Annotated in this window: 15 protein-coding genes; 12 read left to right on the top strand and 3 right to left on the bottom strand. The window is 60.9% G+C overall.

Translation table 11 applies throughout. The features are described from left to right. Nucleotides 1-8: 8 nt before the first annotated feature. Nucleotides 9-395 carry a hypothetical protein gene (locus KUV86_RS10510; protein ID WP_206941511.1) on the bottom strand — a complete coding sequence of 129 codons (387 nt, stop codon included), beginning with the start codon at nucleotides 393-395 and terminating at the stop codon, nucleotides 9-11. Between the two features lie 197 nt (nucleotides 396-592). On the opposite strand from KUV86_RS10510, the gene fabV reads away from it, so the two are divergent. From fabV to KUV86_RS10545, 7 genes are all read left to right on the top strand, one after another. Beyond that, nucleotides 593-1,789, top strand: coding sequence for an enoyl-ACP reductase FabV (fabV, locus tag KUV86_RS10515; protein ID WP_222484719.1), 1,197 nt, complete (start codon nucleotides 593-595; stop codon nucleotides 1,787-1,789). A gap of 293 nt (nucleotides 1,790-2,082) precedes the next feature. Beyond that, nucleotides 2,083-2,997, top strand: a complete 915-nt coding sequence (locus tag KUV86_RS10520; RefSeq protein ID WP_224908507.1) for a GlxA family transcriptional regulator — start codon at nucleotides 2,083-2,085, stop codon at nucleotides 2,995-2,997. 913 nt (nucleotides 2,998-3,910) lie between these two features. After that, the gene (locus KUV86_RS10525; RefSeq protein ID WP_222484720.1) at nucleotides 3,911-4,414 is read left to right on the top strand and encodes a DUF417 family protein; all 504 of its coding nucleotides are present in this window, start codon (nucleotides 3,911-3,913) and stop codon (nucleotides 4,412-4,414) included. 662 nt (nucleotides 4,415-5,076) lie between these two features. Beyond that, nucleotides 5,077-5,298, top strand: a complete 222-nt coding sequence (locus KUV86_RS10530) for a hypothetical protein (RefSeq protein WP_206941503.1) — start codon at nucleotides 5,077-5,079, stop codon at nucleotides 5,296-5,298. A 483-nt stretch (nucleotides 5,299-5,781) separates the two neighbouring features. Continuing rightward, nucleotides 5,782-6,006 (top strand): hypothetical protein, encoded by a 225-nt coding sequence (locus KUV86_RS10535; RefSeq protein WP_206941501.1) that lies wholly within the window; start codon nucleotides 5,782-5,784, stop codon nucleotides 6,004-6,006. Between the two features lie 269 nt (nucleotides 6,007-6,275). Further along, nucleotides 6,276-6,830, top strand: a complete 555-nt coding sequence (locus KUV86_RS10540; protein WP_315900982.1) for an isochorismatase family protein — start codon at nucleotides 6,276-6,278, stop codon at nucleotides 6,828-6,830. Nucleotides 6,831-6,888: 58 nt separating this feature from the next. Continuing rightward, entirely contained in the window at nucleotides 6,889-7,893 is a 1,005-nt protein-coding gene (locus KUV86_RS10545) for a GlxA family transcriptional regulator (protein WP_261397611.1), read from the top strand. Here KUV86_RS10545 and KUV86_RS10550 read toward each other — a convergent pair. Continuing rightward, nucleotides 7,864-8,520: a class I SAM-dependent methyltransferase gene (locus KUV86_RS10550; protein WP_222162643.1), complete on the bottom strand. Its 657-nt coding sequence runs from the start codon at nucleotides 8,518-8,520 to the stop codon at nucleotides 7,864-7,866. The genes KUV86_RS10545 and KUV86_RS10550 overlap by 30 nt on opposite strands. A gap of 275 nt (nucleotides 8,521-8,795) precedes the next feature. Here KUV86_RS10550 and KUV86_RS10555 point away from each other — a divergent pair, with 275 nt between their 5' ends. The 5 genes from KUV86_RS10555 to astB all read left to right on the top strand — a co-directional run bounded on the left by KUV86_RS10555 (nucleotide 8,796) and on the right by astB (nucleotide 15,168). Next, nucleotides 8,796-10,010, top strand: a complete 1,215-nt coding sequence (locus KUV86_RS10555) for an aspartate aminotransferase family protein (RefSeq protein ID WP_206941496.1) — start codon at nucleotides 8,796-8,798, stop codon at nucleotides 10,008-10,010. 62 nt (nucleotides 10,011-10,072) lie between these two features. Beyond that, nucleotides 10,073-11,143 (top strand): arginine N-succinyltransferase, encoded by a 1,071-nt coding sequence (locus tag KUV86_RS10560; protein WP_206941495.1) that lies wholly within the window; start codon nucleotides 10,073-10,075, stop codon nucleotides 11,141-11,143. Beyond that, nucleotides 11,143-12,186, top strand: a complete 1,044-nt coding sequence (gene astA / locus KUV86_RS10565) for an arginine N-succinyltransferase (protein WP_206941494.1) — start codon at nucleotides 11,143-11,145, stop codon at nucleotides 12,184-12,186. The genes KUV86_RS10560 and astA overlap by 1 nt, the downstream gene beginning before the upstream one ends. Beyond that, nucleotides 12,186-13,655 carry a succinylglutamate-semialdehyde dehydrogenase gene (gene astD / locus KUV86_RS10570; protein ID WP_222484725.1) on the top strand — a complete coding sequence of 490 codons (1,470 nt, stop codon included), beginning with the start codon at nucleotides 12,186-12,188 and terminating at the stop codon, nucleotides 13,653-13,655. The genes astA and astD overlap by 1 nt, the downstream gene beginning before the upstream one ends. Before the next feature lie 157 nt (nucleotides 13,656-13,812). Continuing rightward, nucleotides 13,813-15,168 carry an N-succinylarginine dihydrolase gene (gene astB / locus KUV86_RS10575; RefSeq protein WP_206941492.1) on the top strand — a complete coding sequence of 452 codons (1,356 nt, stop codon included), beginning with the start codon at nucleotides 13,813-13,815 and terminating at the stop codon, nucleotides 15,166-15,168. Nucleotides 15,169-15,346: 178 nt separating this feature from the next. Here astB and KUV86_RS10580 read toward each other — a convergent pair whose 3' ends face one another. Continuing rightward, the gene (locus KUV86_RS10580; protein ID WP_222484727.1) at nucleotides 15,347-16,348 is read right to left on the bottom strand and encodes a DUF4434 domain-containing protein; all 1,002 of its coding nucleotides are present in this window, start codon (nucleotides 16,346-16,348) and stop codon (nucleotides 15,347-15,349) included. Between the last annotated feature and the right edge of the window lies 1 nt (nucleotide 16,349).

The following is a 16,349-nucleotide window of genomic DNA, read 5'->3' on the forward strand; positions in this document are numbered from 1 at the left end:
CGCTGGCCCTAGCGCGCTTCTCCTCGGCTGACCACCAGATGCTCCACCAGGGCGTTGTAGCGGTGACGCACCATCATGGTGGTCAAGCCTGAGAACAGGGCCCAGAACTTACGGCGCCAGCCGGTCAGTCGGAGGTTGTGGGCGACCAGGCGGCGCATCAACTGGTAGTCGTCGAACTTGCGCCACTCACCAGCGACCGACATTTGCTGTCGAGAAAGTACGGGGGCGAGTTCGAGGCGAAAGACCCACTCCAGGTCCTTGAGCGCGATGCCGTCACGTTCTATCACCTCTACCATTCTCGCGTAGTCGGATTCTCGCGGTTCCCGTTCCAGCCACATCGGGGCCAATGCGAGCCATAGCTCGCCGCGTTCATCGACCAGAGTCTGGGCATCCATCGGTGGTCTCCTCAAGCGATGGACTGCATCCTGCCCGAGCCGCCGCCGTCGAGCAAGTATCGCTCAGTAGCCCCGCCCGTGAGGCCCTTTGTCTGCAAAGGCGGACAGGATCGCCGTGTGCCGCTAGAATATCGCCACCACGCATTACACATTGGATGGCTCTCCTACGGGAGCCACGAGCAATAAAGAGGTCTGTCGTGATCATCAAGCCCAAGGTACGCGGATTCATCTGCACCACCACCCATCCTGTCGGTTGCGAGAAAAACGTACTCGAGCAGATCGAGGCAACCCGCGCACGTGGCCTGGCGTCATCCAAGGGGCCCAAGAAAGTGCTGGTGATCGGTGCCTCCAGCGGTTACGGCCTGGCGGCACGTGTCACTGCTGCCTTTGGTTATGGCGCCGATACCCTCGGTGTGTTCTTCGAGAAGCCCGGCACCGAGAAGAAGCCCGGTACGGCGGGTTGGTACAATGCTGCGGCCTTCGACAAGTTCGCCAAGCAGGAAGGCCTCTACAGCAAGTCGATCAATGGTGATGCCTTCTCCCACGAAGCCCGCGCCAAGGCGATCGAATTGATCAAGCAGGACATGGGGCAGGTGGACCTGGTGGTCTACTCGCTGGCGTCTCCCGTGCGCAAGATGCCGGACTCCGGTGAGCTGAAGCGTTCCAGCCTCAAGCCCATTGGCGAGACCTACCGCGCCACCGCTATCGACACCAACAAGGACACCATCATCGAAGCCGAGGTCGAGCCTGCCAGCGAGCAGGAAATCGCCGATACCATCGATGTCATGGGCGGTCAGGACTGGGAGCTGTGGATGCAGGCATTGAGCGAGGCCGATGTACTGGCTCCTGGTGCCCGCAGTGTTGCCTTCAGTTATATCGGTACCGAGATCACCTGGCCGATCTACTGGCATGGTGCGTTGGGCAAGGCCAAGGAAGACCTGGATCGTGCAGCCGCCGCCATCGATGGCGAACTGAAACAGTCTGGAGGTGGTGCCAACGTCGCTGTGCTCAAGTCGGTAGTGACCCAGGCGAGTGCCGCCATCCCGGTCATGCCGTTGTACATTGCGATGGTCTATCGGGTGATGAAGGGGCAGGGCCTACACGAAGGCACCATCGACCAGCTCAACCGCCTGTTCGGGGAGCGCCTCTACGGGGGTGAAGCCACCACGGATGACGTCGGCCGCCTGCGTCTGGATGACTGGGAACTGCGTGATGACGTCCAGCAGGCATGCAAGGATCTGTGGCCGCAGGTGACCAGTGACAATCTGTTCGATATCACGGACTACGCTGGCTACAAGCACGAGTTCCTCAAGCTGTTCGGCTTCGAGCGTAGCGATGTGGACTACGACGCCGACGTCAATCCGGACGTCAGCTTCGACGTCGTTCAGCTCTAATCCGCCCAAAAGGCCCTGAATGTCGGTCCTGTCGCTCCAGCGCTGAGCGAGCCGGCGGCTGACAGACTCGCCTTTGCCGACGGGCCGTGACCGAGAGGTCGCGGCCCGTTGTCGTCGTGTCACTGATGCGTCTTCGCTGCAGGCGTGGCCCATGCACAACGGACATGGGCGCTGAATCCATGGCGTGAGTGGCGTAGACTATGGCTCGCATATTCTCGTCGAGAAGGTTCATGCCGCCGTCTTCCCACCCATCACGCTCATCCGAATTGCTGCGCCAAGTAGGGATCGTGGTGATGCCTGGATTTTCTCTGCTGGCGCATGCCTGTGCCACCGAGCCGCTGCATGTGGCGAACCTGCTTCACGGCCGAACCCTCTATCGACTGACCAGTTACTCCAGCGGCGGCGATGCGGTGACGAGTGCGTCGCAGCAGACCGTGCTGCCCCGGGAAGCGCTAGCAGAGGTGGAGACTCACCCCGACATGGTGTTGGTGTGCGGGCCTGCCAAGCTGCCTGGGGGGATCCCCGATGATCTGGCGGCCTGGCTCAAACGCCTGGCGGCTTCTGGCGTGTTACTCGGCGGCATCGGCGGGGGCACCGAAGCGCTGGCGCGGCTGGGGCTTCTGGATGGCTACCAGGCCACGCTGCCGTGGCAACGGTTCGAGGCCTTCGCGGCGGCTCACCCCCGGGTGCGGCTGTCACAACAGCTGTTCGAGATTGATCGTGACCGGATGACCTGTGGTGGCGGCACGGCGGCCATGGACATGATGATCACCCTGGTCGAAAGTCATCATGGTGCCGCTCTAGCATCACGAATTTCGGAATATTTCGTGATGGAGCGGATCCGCATGGGTGATGAACCCCAGCAGATTCCCCTGCGCTCGCGTCTCGCCCATGCGCCGGCCAGCCTGGTCGAGGCCGTGCAGCTGATGGAAGCCAACATCGAAGAGCCGCTGTCGACTCACGAACTTGCCGAACATCTGGGCATCTCCAGGCGTCAGCTGGAGCGACTCTTCAAGAAGTACCTGAAGTCGGTGCCGAGTCGCTATTACCTCGATCTGCGTCTGCAGAAGGCTCGCCGCATGCTGCGCGAGAGTGATCAGCCTGCCGGTGAAATCGCGCTTCAGACCGGCTTCTCATCGGCGGCGCATTTCTCGACGGCGTATCGCAATCACTTCGGTATGACCCCCAGGGAAGAGCGACTGGGCTAGCCACTGGCCCGATACGGTTTATCGGGTAACCGCACCTTCCCGGGACCTGCATAGCTCCCTGAACGTCCCCTGAACATCCCCCCCTTTTGTCCCGCATCGCTCACCGTTGCTGGGTTCGACCTGCATGGGTTCGACCTGTATGGGTTCGACATGAATCCGTTGCCGACATCGAGCGGAATCGATGTGCGGTGGCATGTTTCGGTAGCACGGTTGACCCCGGCTGCTCACGTGAGCCGGGCGCGACAGTCTACGTCTCGAGGCGCACCTGCGCTTCCTCTCTTCGTTTTTCCCTTCCTCCCTGCCTGTCGTGTCATTGCCTTTTCCCCACCATCAGCTTCCACAGCATGTCAGCTCAACGTTGAGGTTTAGGTCCTCATGTCCTCGTTGTTTGTGTTGGCTGCTTGAGGTTCAGCAACGGTGTGAAAGGACGGTGAAGACATGTTACATGCTCGTTTTGGCAAAATTCTTTGGGTGAAGTGACGTAAGGAAACGGTGATGTAGTCGACAGAAGCGACCTCACCATGAGGCGTGATGGTATGGCTACAGAGAGTGCGTAGAGTACGCAGAGAAGGTGTCAGGTGATGGAGACACAGAGCGACATACCACGTCTTCATGCAGATCAGAAAAATCGAATGAGCGTAGTTATCAACAGTAGTGTAAGTAAATCGCATGTATCGTACACAGAGAAAAAAGACAGCAAGGTGCCGGAGCCATAGCTGAGTAGAAGCTGAGCAAAAGGATGACGTTCGATCAGAGAGTGTCTCCGGACATCATGCGGTGTATGGAAAGCGATGGTGGCTGTTTCGGCAGAAGGTGGTAGCAGTAGATCGGAAGATGAATAGAGGAAAGATGAGGATGCGTCTGCCATCTATTCATAAAAAATGACGAAAAAAGTAAAGATGGAGAGTGAGACATGAATCACAATACCCTTTCTCGTGCTGGCTTCTATATTGCGTTGTACGGTGTGGTCGCGATCCTTCTATGGATCGGTTTCTTCAAGTATCACCCAGATGAAGCGGCTGCTATCCAGGGCATCGTTGCCAGCTCTCCGTTGATGTCCTGGTTGTACAGCATTGCGAGTGTCAATCAGGTGTCGGCGGCTATTGGTACGGCAGAAATTGTCGTTGGCTTGCTTGTTGCGGCATACCCCATCTCCAAGAAAGCTGGCTTGGTGGGGGGAGCGCTTGCAAGCGTCATCTTCCTGACGACCAGCACGTTCTTGCTGACCACCCCTGGTGTCTTGCATGTCAGCAGTCTGTCGGGCGATACCTTGGCCTTCCCATCGCTGTTCGGTGGATTTCTGGCGAAGGACCTGGTTCTTCTCGGGGCTTCCCTTGCCATCACCGGGGCTGCCTGGAAGGCGGTAAGTGAAGAGGCGAGTGCCAAACACGATCACTTGATTGCTGAATCAGCATAAAGGCTGATGATGCGCCAGCAGCAACGAGCAGTGCTGCTGGCGCATGACTTTCATACGGGTCCACCATGCGTGAAAGGAAAGACCATAGCTGCCGACGTAATGCGAGATATTTTTACGCCGCTATGTTCAATATCTTACAGAATAATTGTGCCGAAATGATTTTATGAACATATCTGCAATTGCCAATATGTGAGATGCGAATTAGATTTTCTGTTGCCAGTTAACAAAAAGTTACGTTTAGAAGCGGTCAGTTTTTTTGATCTTTATTCTCATAACATAATGTTTTTGCTTGTTTTATTGGGCCGTAGATTCGCGCTCTGTTCGCTAGAGAATCATAAGAACGTATATCGAGCATCCGCCGACTGGGGTGAAAGTGGACCTGGATGAAAGTGGACCGGGATGAAAGCGAACCGGGGCGAAAGCGGATCGGGATGAAAGGATATGAGCGACAAGTGAACTGAGGTGGGCGCGGATGGATGTAGACACCCAGTTGGCAAATGCGCTGAAGCAGCATATTGCACCAGTAGCTTGTCTCTTCTTTGCTGAATTTGCAGGGGAAGACAAGTCAACGATAGGCAAGCATAGGATCCCCCACAGAGGTGGATCCCTCAATAGGCCAGACTTCTGCGGTCGGCCACAATAGGAAAGTCGAGGAGAGTGACATGAAAACCAAGATGATCTTTGCTGTCATGATGGTGTCTGTGCTGGCCGCGGGTAGCGCCTTTGCCATGGACTCAGCGACCCTGCAGAAGCGCATGCAGGAAATTGAACAGCGCAGTGAGGCGGCCTCTGACGAGCAGAAGGTCGAAGCCCTCGAACAGGAAGTGGCAGAGCTGAAGGACCTTCTTCAGATGACCGTAGACAGTCTCAATGAGTCCCAGTAATCCTGCATGATGGTCAGCGCCGCAGGCTTGCAGCACGAGATCAGCTGCGGCCTACGGCGCTGGTAAGCCATTGGTTTGCCGGCACCGGCCAGCATCATACGTCAGAAGCGTATTAGATGTTTTCATACGTAGGACGGGATAGTGTCGACGTGGAAATGTCCTATAAAGTTTAAAAATTGTGCTTGTTTAGTCTTTCGAATAAACACAGGTTGCTAACTGTAATACCCCCCTATTAGATTGATCCAACGAGTTTTTGAACACTGTTTTTCATTGGGCTTCGTGAAGGGTGAGTGTCTTGGACGTGACGGGGTGGTTGGCATTCCCTTCCTGTCTCGCCCTAAGGATACGCCCTGCAGGTCACGTTGCTCCGCTAATCATCAAGACGATGTCCTACCATTGCCTTGCAGCAGTGCCCACCGGCCTTCATGGGTAATGGACAGGGAACCAGGTCGAAGGACGTTCGACAAAGACGAGGAGAAAGACATGAAGATCAAAATGATGGCAGCTGCACTCCTGGCCTCCATGATGGCAGTGGGTTCAGCGCAGGCGATGGATTCCGATACGCTGCAGCAGCGCATGCAGGCGATTCAGCAGCAATCGGAAGCCACGCAGCAGGAGCAAAAAATTGCTGCCTTGGAGCAGGAAGTCGCCGATCTGAAGGCACTGCTGCAAGAGACCGTCGAGGCTTTCCAGGAAGCCAATATGTAACATCGTCGCAGTGCCAGCGGTTGGTGGCATGACGTGATGACAAAGGCTCACCTTTTTGGGTGGGCCTTTTTTGTTGGTGAGTGCTGTATAGATTGACGCTTTATAGTTGGTGCGCAGGGGCGGGTGGCCGAAGCGCTGGTGGACGATGATGATCATGTCCGAATTTGCCACCGGTGTGACCGCTTTGGCACTTCGGTCCGTGGATGGGGCGACTTATCGTAGCTGTACACCCATTGCTCTCTCCCATTCTGCGGACCAGGAGTCTGTCCGTGTCATCTGCACTACTGCTTATTGATGTTCAAGCGTCTTTTCCCCAGCGTCCTTACTGGAACCCGCAAGAACTGGGGCGCTGGCCTGACGCCCAGCGCGAATTGATCGACCTGGCCAAGGCATCAGGCATACCCCTCGTAAGAATCTTCCATCTCGCACCTGGGAGCGGTGGAGCCTTCGATCCAGATCAGGGGTTCGTCAAACCTTTGCCGGGCTTTGATGATCCTGCGGACGCCACGTTTTACAAGACCGCGCACAACGCGTTTACCGATACCGGACTGGACCGCTGGCTTCGTGGGCGGGGAATCAAGACGCTCTGGATCAGTGGCATCCGTACCGAGCAGTGCTGCGAGACGACGGCTCGAGTGGGGTCTGATCTCGGGTATGATGTGGTGTTCATCGCCGAGGCGACGCTGACGTTCTCGATGTCTCGAGCAGGACGAGTGTTCTCCGCAGCAGAGATCCGTGAGCGCACGGAACTGGTACTGGATGGGCGCTTTGCCCGTGTGGTGCCGGTAAGTGCCTTGCGCAATGAGCGCTGTGAGCTGGCCTGACCAGCGGCCATCTGTGAACGAGCCATATGACAAGAGGGGTGGGGTGCCAGGGAGAATGATGGAAACTCGTGCCGCCGGTGATGGCTCCCTTCGAGTGAGTATCGTCTTGGTACCCGGGATGGTGCCCCTCGACCTCGTGGGGCCATGGCAGGTGTTACGCAGTGCATCGATCAGGCAGCCCTTTGAGATCGACTTCATTGGGCCCCGTTCTCAGTTTGACTGGATGGGGCCGCTATCGTTGTCGGGTATAGCGCCGTTGCCCGACTCCCTGGGGGATTGCCACCTGCTGTTGGTGCCTGGCCAGTATCGCGCCGCCATGGAAGCCGATGCTCAGGATGAGGTGGTGCGGTGGCTGCGGTCAGTGGCGCCCCAGGCTCGTGCCGTGATGAGCGTGTGTTCGGGTACGCTACTGTTGGCCCAGGCAGGCTTGCTGGATGGCCGCCGTTGTACCACCCATCATCAACTCCTCGACAGACTGCGGTGTCTGGCACCCAGGGCTCTCGTTCAGCAGGACTGCATATTCACCGAGGACCGTGGGCTGTTTACCAGCGCTGGCATTTCCACCGGGATCGATACGATGTTGCATTGGCTGACGCGCGTCGTCGGACACGACATCGTGGTAACGGTGGCGAGGGATATGGTGCTGTATCTTCGTCGTAGCGGCCAGGAACCCCAGCTGGGTGTGTGGCTGACGGGGAGAAATCATGTCGATCAGCGTATCCACCGGCTTCAGGATCGCATCGCTGCTGCCCCGGCTGATACATGGTCCATGTCGCTTATGGCCAGGGAGTCCGCCATGGGAGAGCGCCACCTGCGGCGCCGCTTCGTCGAGCTGACCGGCATGAGCGCACTGGACTATCTGGCCAGAATTCGCCTTCAGCTGGCCCGCCAGCTGATGCAGGAATCATCGCTTAGCCTCGCAGCCATTGCCGAAAAGGTGGGCGTGTCGGACGAACACCAGCTCAGGCGCCTATGGCAGCGCTTCGAAGCGGGTACGCCGGCGCAGTGGCGCCGTCAACGGCAGCGTGACAGCTCAGCGCAGGATGCCTGCCGGGTCTGTTGATGATGTGGGTGGCGCCTTGCAGGCCAGCAGGGCGCGAAACACCTTGCCCATCAGGACCGCAGTGTCCTGTTCAATGACGAAGCCTGCCTTTGTCAGCAGAGGTGCGGCCTGGCGGGTAATATCGGTGGCGATGGTCGTGGTCGCCAGGTTGAGGCTGCGTCGCAGCATCCCGGAAGGCCGCTCGTCGTCCTGGAACTTGTCCATGATGCACAGCTGTCCATCGCCGCCCAGCACGCGATAGGCCTCGGCCAGCCCCCTGTCCGGTTGCGGCATGACCGCCAGAATCAGATGCATCACCACCACATCGAAATAGCCATCCGGGTAATCCAGCTGCTCGGCGTCCATTGCTCGTGCTTCCACATCCACCCCAAGGTGATTGGCCCTGACCTTGAGTCGCTTGACCATGGCGGGGCACAGGTCACTGGCGTGCACCTCGATATCTCGTGGTAGCCACGGCAGGTCGAGCCCGGTGCCCGCACCCACCAGCAATACCCGCATGCCGGATTGCCAGCGCACCTGGGCCAGTGCCTGACGGCGCGGCCGGCGAAAGGCTCTTTCGGCGACCACGTCATACACAGGCGCATACAGCGAGTAGCGCCAACGATTCCAGCGAGTGGTGTTTATCATGAGGATTCACTGAGTAGTGGAAGACTGGCTGTCTACAGACTAGACGAGGCGCTGGGCCGAAGCATGCAGAAGAAACGTGGCTGTGGGTTGTCGAGGGTGACGATGCTGCGCGGACGTGGCTGTGCTTTGTGAAAAAGCCGGTCCCATTGCTGAAAGCCTTCCTGCGATGGCGTCCCTATACTCGAGTGATCGATTGATTGCATGTTTTGCGATTTCGCGCATTACATGCTCAGCCGTCTCGCGACGGCAACCACCCATGACAGCGGAGATCACCGATGAGCCACACCCCGAGCCGTGCCGACTTTGATCAGTACATGGTGCCCAACTACGCGCCCCAGAAGGTCATCCCGGTGCGCGGCGAGGGCAGCCGCCTGTGGGACCAGGAGGGGCGTGAGTACATCGACTTTGCCGGCGGCATCGCGGTCAACTCTCTCGGTCACTGCCACCCGGTGCTGGTGGATGCGCTCAAGGCCCAGGCTGACAAGCTGTGGCATCTGTCCAACGTCTATACCAACGAACCGGCCCTCGAGCTGTCCCGGGAGCTGGTCGAGCGCACCTTTGCCGACAAGGTATACCTGTGTTCGTCCGGTGGCGAGGCCAACGAAGCGGCCTTCAAGCTGGCACGTCGCTGGGCCCATGACACCCACGGCGAGCACAAGGACAAGATCATTTCCTTCCGCCAGTCCTTCCATGGACGCACCCTGTTCACCGTCAGCGTAGGTGGCCAGCCCAAGTACTCGCAGGGGTTCGGTCCGGTCCCGGGCGGCATCCTGCATGCGGAGTTCAACAACCTGGACAGCGTCCGCGAGCTGGTAGGGGATGACACCTGTGCCATCGTGGTCGAGCCGATGCAGGGTGAAGGCGGTGTCGTTCCGGCCACTCAGGAATTCCTGCAGGGACTCCGCGATCTGTGTGACCAGCATGATGCGCTGCTGGTGTTTGATGAAGTGCAGACTGGCGTGGGTCGCTCGGGCTCTCTCTATGCCTACATGGATTACGGTATCACCCCCGATATCCTGACCAGCGCCAAGAGCCTGGGCGGTGGTTTCCCCGTGGGCGCCATGCTGACGACCGATCGCGTGGCCCCGGTGCTGGTGCTGGGCACCCACGGCTCGACCTATGGCGGCAACGCGTTGGCGTCTGCCGTGGCCCTGGCCGCGATCCGTCACATCGATACGCCGGAGGTGCTGGGTGGCGTCGCCAAGCGTCATGAGCTGTTCCGCGAGCACCTCGAAGCCATCAACCGCAAGCACGGCGTGTTCAAGGAAGTGCGCGGCATGGGGCTGCTGATCGGTGCCGAGATGGCGCCGGAGTACGAAGGCCGTGCCAAGGACATCCTGCCGCTGGCCATTGAAGAGGGCCTGATGGCCTTGATCGCCGGACCTAATGTGCTGCGCATGGCGCCGTCACTGGTGATCCCCGAGGCAGATATCGTCGAGGGCCTCGAGCGCCTGGAGCGTGCCATCGCTCGTCTGGTGAGCGCATCGTGAGCAGGCCCCTGCCACAGACTATGTCATCGGATTTTGAGCAAGCTGCGACAGGAGGGCATCCCATGTTGGCTGTTCGCCCTGTGCGGCCTGGTGACCTGCCGGCGCTGGAGCGTCTGGCAGGCAGTGCCCAGCCGCGCCTGACCAATCTGCCGGCCCACCGCGATCGTCTCGAGGAGCGCATTGCGCGCTCCCAGCGGGCCTTCGCGTCGGAGGTCGAAGTGCCGGGAGACGAGCACTACACCTTCGTACTCGAAGACCAGGAACGTGGCGACGTCGTGGGCACGGCCACCATTCGTGCCCTGGCCGGCGCTAACGAGGCCTATTACACCTATCGCCAGGAGACGCTGATTCATGCCTCGCAGCAGCTCAATGTGAGGCGTGAGGTGCAGACCTTGGCGCTGTCCCACGAAGTGTCCGATGCCAGCCTGCTGTGTGCCCTGTCGCTGGACCCGCGCTACAAGGGCACCAGTGCGGAGAGCCTGCTCCGGCGTGCCAGGCTGATGTTCATTGCCCAGTACCCGGAGCGGTTCGCCGACGTGCTGGCGATGGCCTTCCCCGGCTATCTGGACGAGGACGGTGCGTCGCCGTTCTGGAACAGCGTGGGCCGTCATTTTTTCGTGCGTGACTATCACGAAATCAACTACATCGCCGGCGTGCGCTCCAAGAGCTTCATCGCTGAGGTGATGCCCCAGTTCCCGCTTTACCTGGCCATGCTGACGCCCAAGGCTCGCGCGGCCATCGGTCGCGAGCATCCTGCCCATGAAGACGCGCTCGAGGAAATGCTGGCTGAAGGTTTCCTGCGCTCCCGCCATGTGGACCTGTTCGATGCAGGTCCCGTGATCAAGGGCGATCGTGCTCGGCTGGAGAGTTTTCGGCGCGCGGCCTGGCACCCGGTGCGCATTCGTCCCGAGCACACCCTTCCCGACGCCGAGCCGGCCATGGTGGCCAATCAGCGCCTGGATGGCTTCTGCTGCACGGTGGCCCGCTACGCGCTGTCCCCCACAGGTCAGCTGATGCTGTCACCGGCCCATGCCGAGCTGCTGGGTGTCGAAGAAGGTCGTGCGGTACTGGCCGCGCCCCTGGCGTTGTCGGCTGATGGCCTCGATCCGGGATATGACGAGGGAGAGCTGTAATGCGCATGCGTCCGATCAAGGAAGGGGACCTGGACGAGCTCCAGGCGCTGGCCCGGGAGACCGGCGTCGGCTTCACCTCCCTGCCCGATAATCGCGAGTTCCTGGCCGCCAAGATCGCCTCTGCCAGCAGCGCCTTCAATGAGCAGACCCCAGTGGATCAGCGGCTCTACTTCTTTGTTCTGGAAGATGAAGAGAGCGGTCGCCTGGCCGGTTGCTGTGCCATCGAGGGCCAGGTGGGACGCGAGGTACCGTTCTATCACTATCGCGTCGGCACCCTGGCGCATTCCTCCAAGCAGCTCGACCTGCATCGCACCGTCGATACGCTGTTCCTGAGCTCTGATCATACCGGCGACGCCGAGGTGGCGTCACTGTTTCTGCGCCCCGAGTTCAGGGGCGCGGACCGCCGCCATCAGCGCAACGGTGCGCTGCTGTCGATGATGCGCTGGCTGTTCATGGCGGAGTTTCGCGACCGTTTTCCGGAAAAGGTCCTGGCCGAGATGCGTGGACGCTTCGACGACAACGGTCGCAGTGCTTTCTGGGAGTGCCTGGGCGCCAACTTTTTCCCGATGGACTTCGATGAAGCGGATCGCTTGACCGGTCTGGGTCAGAAGAGCTTTATCGGCGAACTGATGCCCAAGTTTCCGATCTACACCCCCTTCCTGTCCGAACAGGCGCGTGCCTGCATCGGTCAGGTCCACGAACATACGCGACCAGCGCTGGCGATGCTCAAGAAGCAGGGACTGCGCTGGGAAGGCTATATCGACATCTTCGACGGGGGGCCCACCGTCGAGGCCTATATCGACGACGTCAAGGGCGTTCGGCTATCCCGCCATGTGCGGGTGGAAGTCGATCCTGACGCTGTCAGCAGCGAACGTCCCCAGTGGCTGGCGGCCACCACGTCCATGGCCGACTTCCGCGCCGCCTGGGTCGGACGAGGGCCCGACGACGCCGGCATCCTGGTACTCAATGACAACGAAGCACGCAGGCTGGAGGTCAGCTCCGGCGATACCTTGCGTGTGCTGAATTCCGACGAGGAGGCGTGATGCAACCCACCCAACAATTGCTCATCGACGGTCAGTGGGTGTCTGGTGATGCAGAGACCTTCAGCAAGCGTGATCCCATCAGCGGAGCGACGCTTTGGCAGGGTGCCGCGGCCAGCGCCGAACAGGTGGAGCAAGCGGTGGCCAGCGCCAGGCGCGCCTTCGCTGCCTGGGCCAGAACGCCACTGGCCGAGCGTGAGGCGCTGGTCGAGCGTTTCCGTGGCGTGCTGGAAAATCATCGCGAGGATCTGGCCGCCAGCATTGCCCACGAGACCGGCAAGCCGATCTGGGAGGCACGCACCGAAGTTGGCGCTATGATCGGCAAGGTGGCGCTGTCCATCCGCGCCCGTGAGGAGCGCACCGGTGAGCGCGAGCGTGACCTGGGAGATGCACGCGCCGTGCTGCGCCATCGTCCCCATGGTGTGATGGCGGTGTTTGGTCCCTACAACTTTCCAGGCCACCTGCCCAATGGCCATATCGTGCCCGCCTTGCTGGCAGGCAACACGGTGGTCTTCAAGCCCAGCGAGCAGACGCCGCTGACCGCCGATCTGACCTTGAAATGCTGGCTTGAAGCGGGCTTGCCTGCAGGCGTCATCAATCTCGTGCAGGGCGCTGCCCCGGTGGGGCAGGCGTTGTCGGCGAACGCCGGCATCGACGGCCTGCTGTTTACGGGGAGTGCCAAGGTCGGCGGGCTGCTGCATCAGCAGTTTGCCGGCCAGATGGGCAAGGTGCTGGCGCTGGAGCTGGGCGGCAACAACCCGCTGGTGGTGAAGGATGTACCGGATGAAGACGCCGCCGTGCTGACCATCTTGCAGTCCGCGTTTCTGTCCGGCGGTCAGCGGTGTACCTGTGCCCGTCGCCTGATCGTGCCCGAAGGAAGTGCTGGGGACAGCTTGCTGGCGGCATTGACGGAGGCCATGGGACGGTTGCGGGTGGCACAGCCCTTCGCTGAAGACGCGCCTTTCTACGGCGGTCTGGTCAGCGTAGCGGCCGCCGAGGGACTGCTGGCGGCCCAGGCGGATCTGGAAGCACGAGGTGGCAAGGTGCTGGCACGGATGCGTCAGCTCGAGGAGGGCACCAGTTTGCTGTCTCCGGGGCTGGTGGACGTGACCGGCGTCGAGGTGCCCGATGAAGAGCACTTCGGGCCGCTGCTCAAGGTCTATCGCTACCGCGACTGGGATGAGGCCATCGCCCTGGCCAATGACACGCGCTACGGGCTTTCTGCCGGCCTGATCGGCGGCGAGCGCAGCGACTGGGACGACTTCCTGCTGCGCATCCGCGCTGGCATCGTCAACTGGAACCGCCAGACGACGGGAGCGTCCGGGGATGCACCGTTTGGCGGGGTCGGCGACAGCGGTAACCATCGTCCCAGTGCGTTCTACGCTGCCGACTACTGCGCCTACCCGGTCGCTTCAGTGGAGAGTGAAGCGCTGAACCTGCCCGATAAGCTGCCGCCGGGGGTGAGCCTGTGATGACGCTATCAGCAGTGACGCTGGTCGACGCGACAATGCGCCCAGCGCGCTCTTTATCTGACGCCGCCGACTCCTGCGCCTACCCGGTCGCTTCAGTGGAAAGTGAAGCGCTGAACCTGCCCGATAAGCTGCCGCCGGGGGTGAGCCTGTGAAGGATATGAGTCAACAAGACGTGGTCGAGGTCAACTTTGACGGCCTCGTCGGCCCGACCCATAACTATTCCGGCCTGGCCCACGGCAATGTGGCGTCCATGTCCCACGGGGGCCTGGTGTCCAACCCCCGTGAGGCAGCGCTGCAGGGCCTGGCCAAGATGAAGGCTCTGAAAGACGCTGGCTACGCTCAGGGCGTATTGCCGCCGCAGCAGCGCCCGGACCTGGGCGCGCTGCGCTCGCTGGGGTTCACCGGTGACAACGCCGAGGTGCTGGCCCAGGCGGCGGAACAGGCCCCGCAATTGCTGCGCGCGGTCTGCTCTGCCTCCAGCATGTGGACGGCCAACGCCGGTACGGTGACCCCCAGCGGTGACGCTGCGGATGGGCGCGTGCACTTTACCCCGGCCAATCTGCAGTCCAGCTTCCATCGCTTTCTGGAGCCGGAAACCACCGCACGGGTGCTGGCCGCGATCTTCGCCGACCCGACCCGCTTTGCCCATCACCCGGTACTGCCGGCGACCCCGGCGTTTTCCGATGAAGGGGCGGCCAATCACACCAGGCTGTGTGGCGAACACGGCGAGCCGGGCGTGCATCTGTTCGTGTATGGGCGCCAGGCTTTTGGCGGTGATGGGGTCGAACCCAGCCGCTTCCCTGCCCGCCAGACCCTGGAGGCTAGCCAGGCCATCGCCCGCCAGCACGGGCTGGGCGACCATCAGGTGGTCTATGCCCAGCAGCATCCTGATGCCATCGATGCAGGGGTCTTTCACAATGATGTGATTGCCGTGGGCAATGGCCCGGTGCTGCTGTACCACGAGCTGGCGTTCCGTGACGAACAGGGCACCCTGGACGCGCTGCGTGACAAGATGTCGACGCCCTTGATTCCCGTGCGTGTACCGCTGGAGGCGGTTAGCCTGGAAGATGCCGTCGCGTCGTATCTGTTCAATTCCCAGCTGCTGTCCAACGACGATGGCAGCATGACCCTGGTCGTGCCAGGCGAATGCCAGGAGCGGGAAGCGGTATGGCGCTGCATCCAGGATCATCTGCTGGCGGGCAACAACCCCATCAGTGAAGTGGTGGTCAAGGACGTCAAGCAGAGCATGCGCAATGGCGGAGGTCCTGCGTGCTTGAGGTTGCGCGTTGTGCTGAGCCAAGCCGAGCGTGCAGCGCTGACCGGTCGCGTGCTGCTCGACGATGCGTTGTACGAAGACCTGGTGGCCTGGGTCAAGCGCCACTACCGCGAGCGGCTGGCCCCGGAGGATCTGGCCGATCCACGGCTTGCCGAAGAGACGTTGGCAGCTCTGGACGAACTGACCTCCCTCCTTGAGCTGGGGCCGGTGTATCCCTTCCAGGGAGCAGCCGGCTAAGGCGCGATCGGCTTAAATGAGCGTGCGTGTACTGTTGGCTGCTCTAGATCGATCGCATGTTTCGACCCTACCTTCCGGTAGGGTCTTCTTTAATATCGCTACTGGCTGAGCCGCTATCGTGTGTCAGGGGCCCGCCCACGAGCGACCACACGAAGCATCGAAGGCTTTCTTCAAGGCCTTAAAGAAGATCCTGGGCCCAGGGCATATAGCGCAGCGAAAACACGGCGTCAGGGTGGCAGTCCCGTGCCGGACGACGGGGCGGCGTGGGAATCGCGTGGAAGGGTTCGGTAGCTCCACTGGTGCGTGAAAAGGCTTCACGCACGATACCGACACGACAGCTCAAGGCATGGCGGTAGTCGCTGCGCACAAGGGGGTCGAGATTGCGCGTGCCTTCATCATCCTGCCACCAGACCTGCCATCCACTGTCACTGATCGCTTCGGCCCAGGCGGTATAGACCTGTGGGGTGACAAAGCCGCCGCTGAACATGCTCAAGTGAAGTGGGCCTGCCAGGGCCGTGCTGGCGCTGGCCAGCTGTGACACCAGCTCATCGCGCACGCCAGGGTCACGAAACAGCCAATCGTCGAGCTCTTGCGGCAGATACCAGCCCACCGGGGTCAGCGGCCACTGCTGCAGAATCGCTTGCTGCTGTGCGGCGGACCTTGCCAGCAGCTGATACCAGTAGTGGGCAAAGCGAGCGTTGTCCGGCAGCGTATCGTAGTAGGCCGGGTCCTGGTGCAAGCCGAGGATCAGCTCGAGCCCCTGGCGCTCTGCTTCCACCAAGGCGTCGGCCAGCCAACCTTCGGCACCGCCGAAGGTATCGTCGCCATAGCGGGTCCACTGCACGATCAGCGTATCGACGCCATGATCGGCGGCCTGTTGCCATAACGTTTGCCAGCGCTCGCGGGTCAGCAGCTCATCGCGATTCTGGGGCTGATAGAACAGGATAGGGGTAGAGTAGGCACTGGAATAGGCGCTGGAATAGGCACTGGCATGGGCTGCGGCATGGTTTGTGGCATAGCCGACCAAATCGTCTGCGGGAGCGCTGGCGACACCGCTTAGCGGGCTTGTCAGCAGCACGGCGGCGATCACCACAGAGTGCCCGGCTCGCGCCTTGGCGCGTGGGCGTGCAGGGTGGGCGATCGACGCTAGCGGCTCAGCGACTGTGGCAACAAAGGGCATG

The sequence above is a fragment of the Halomonas sp. DP8Y7-3 genome (assembly GCF_019801675.1).
GTDB classification, from domain to species: Bacteria; Pseudomonadota; Gammaproteobacteria; order Pseudomonadales; family Halomonadaceae; genus Halomonas; species Halomonas litopenaei_A.

Excerpts from the sequence above, each read along its gene's own strand:
- KUV86_RS10580 (WP_222484727.1), bottom strand. The coding sequence starts at position 16,348 with ATGCCCTTTGTTGCCACAGTCGCTGAGCCGCTAGCGTCGATCGCCCAC.
- KUV86_RS10545 (WP_261397611.1), top strand. The coding sequence starts at position 6,889 with ATGGAAACTCGTGCCGCCGGTGATGGCTCCCTTCGAGTGAGTATCGTC.
- KUV86_RS10555 (WP_206941496.1), top strand. The coding sequence starts at position 8,796 with ATGAGCCACACCCCGAGCCGTGCCGACTTTGATCAGTACATGGTGCCC.
- KUV86_RS10535 (WP_206941501.1), top strand. The coding sequence starts at position 5,782 with ATGAAGATCAAAATGATGGCAGCTGCACTCCTGGCCTCCATGATGGCA.
- KUV86_RS10550 (WP_222162643.1), bottom strand. The coding sequence starts at position 8,520 with ATGATAAACACCACTCGCTGGAATCGTTGGCGCTACTCGCTGTATGCG.
- KUV86_RS10510 (WP_206941511.1), bottom strand. The coding sequence starts at position 395 with ATGGATGCCCAGACTCTGGTCGATGAACGCGGCGAGCTATGGCTCGCA.
- astA (WP_206941494.1), top strand. The coding sequence starts at position 11,143 with ATGCGCATGCGTCCGATCAAGGAAGGGGACCTGGACGAGCTCCAGGCG.
- KUV86_RS10560 (WP_206941495.1), top strand. The coding sequence starts at position 10,073 with ATGTTGGCTGTTCGCCCTGTGCGGCCTGGTGACCTGCCGGCGCTGGAG.
- KUV86_RS10525 (WP_222484720.1), top strand. The coding sequence starts at position 3,911 with ATGAATCACAATACCCTTTCTCGTGCTGGCTTCTATATTGCGTTGTAC.
- astB (WP_206941492.1), top strand. The coding sequence starts at position 13,813 with ATGAGTCAACAAGACGTGGTCGAGGTCAACTTTGACGGCCTCGTCGGC.
- KUV86_RS10530 (WP_206941503.1), top strand. The coding sequence starts at position 5,077 with ATGAAAACCAAGATGATCTTTGCTGTCATGATGGTGTCTGTGCTGGCC.
- KUV86_RS10520 (WP_224908507.1), top strand. The coding sequence starts at position 2,083 with ATGCCTGGATTTTCTCTGCTGGCGCATGCCTGTGCCACCGAGCCGCTG.
- astD (WP_222484725.1), top strand. The coding sequence starts at position 12,186 with ATGCAACCCACCCAACAATTGCTCATCGACGGTCAGTGGGTGTCTGGT.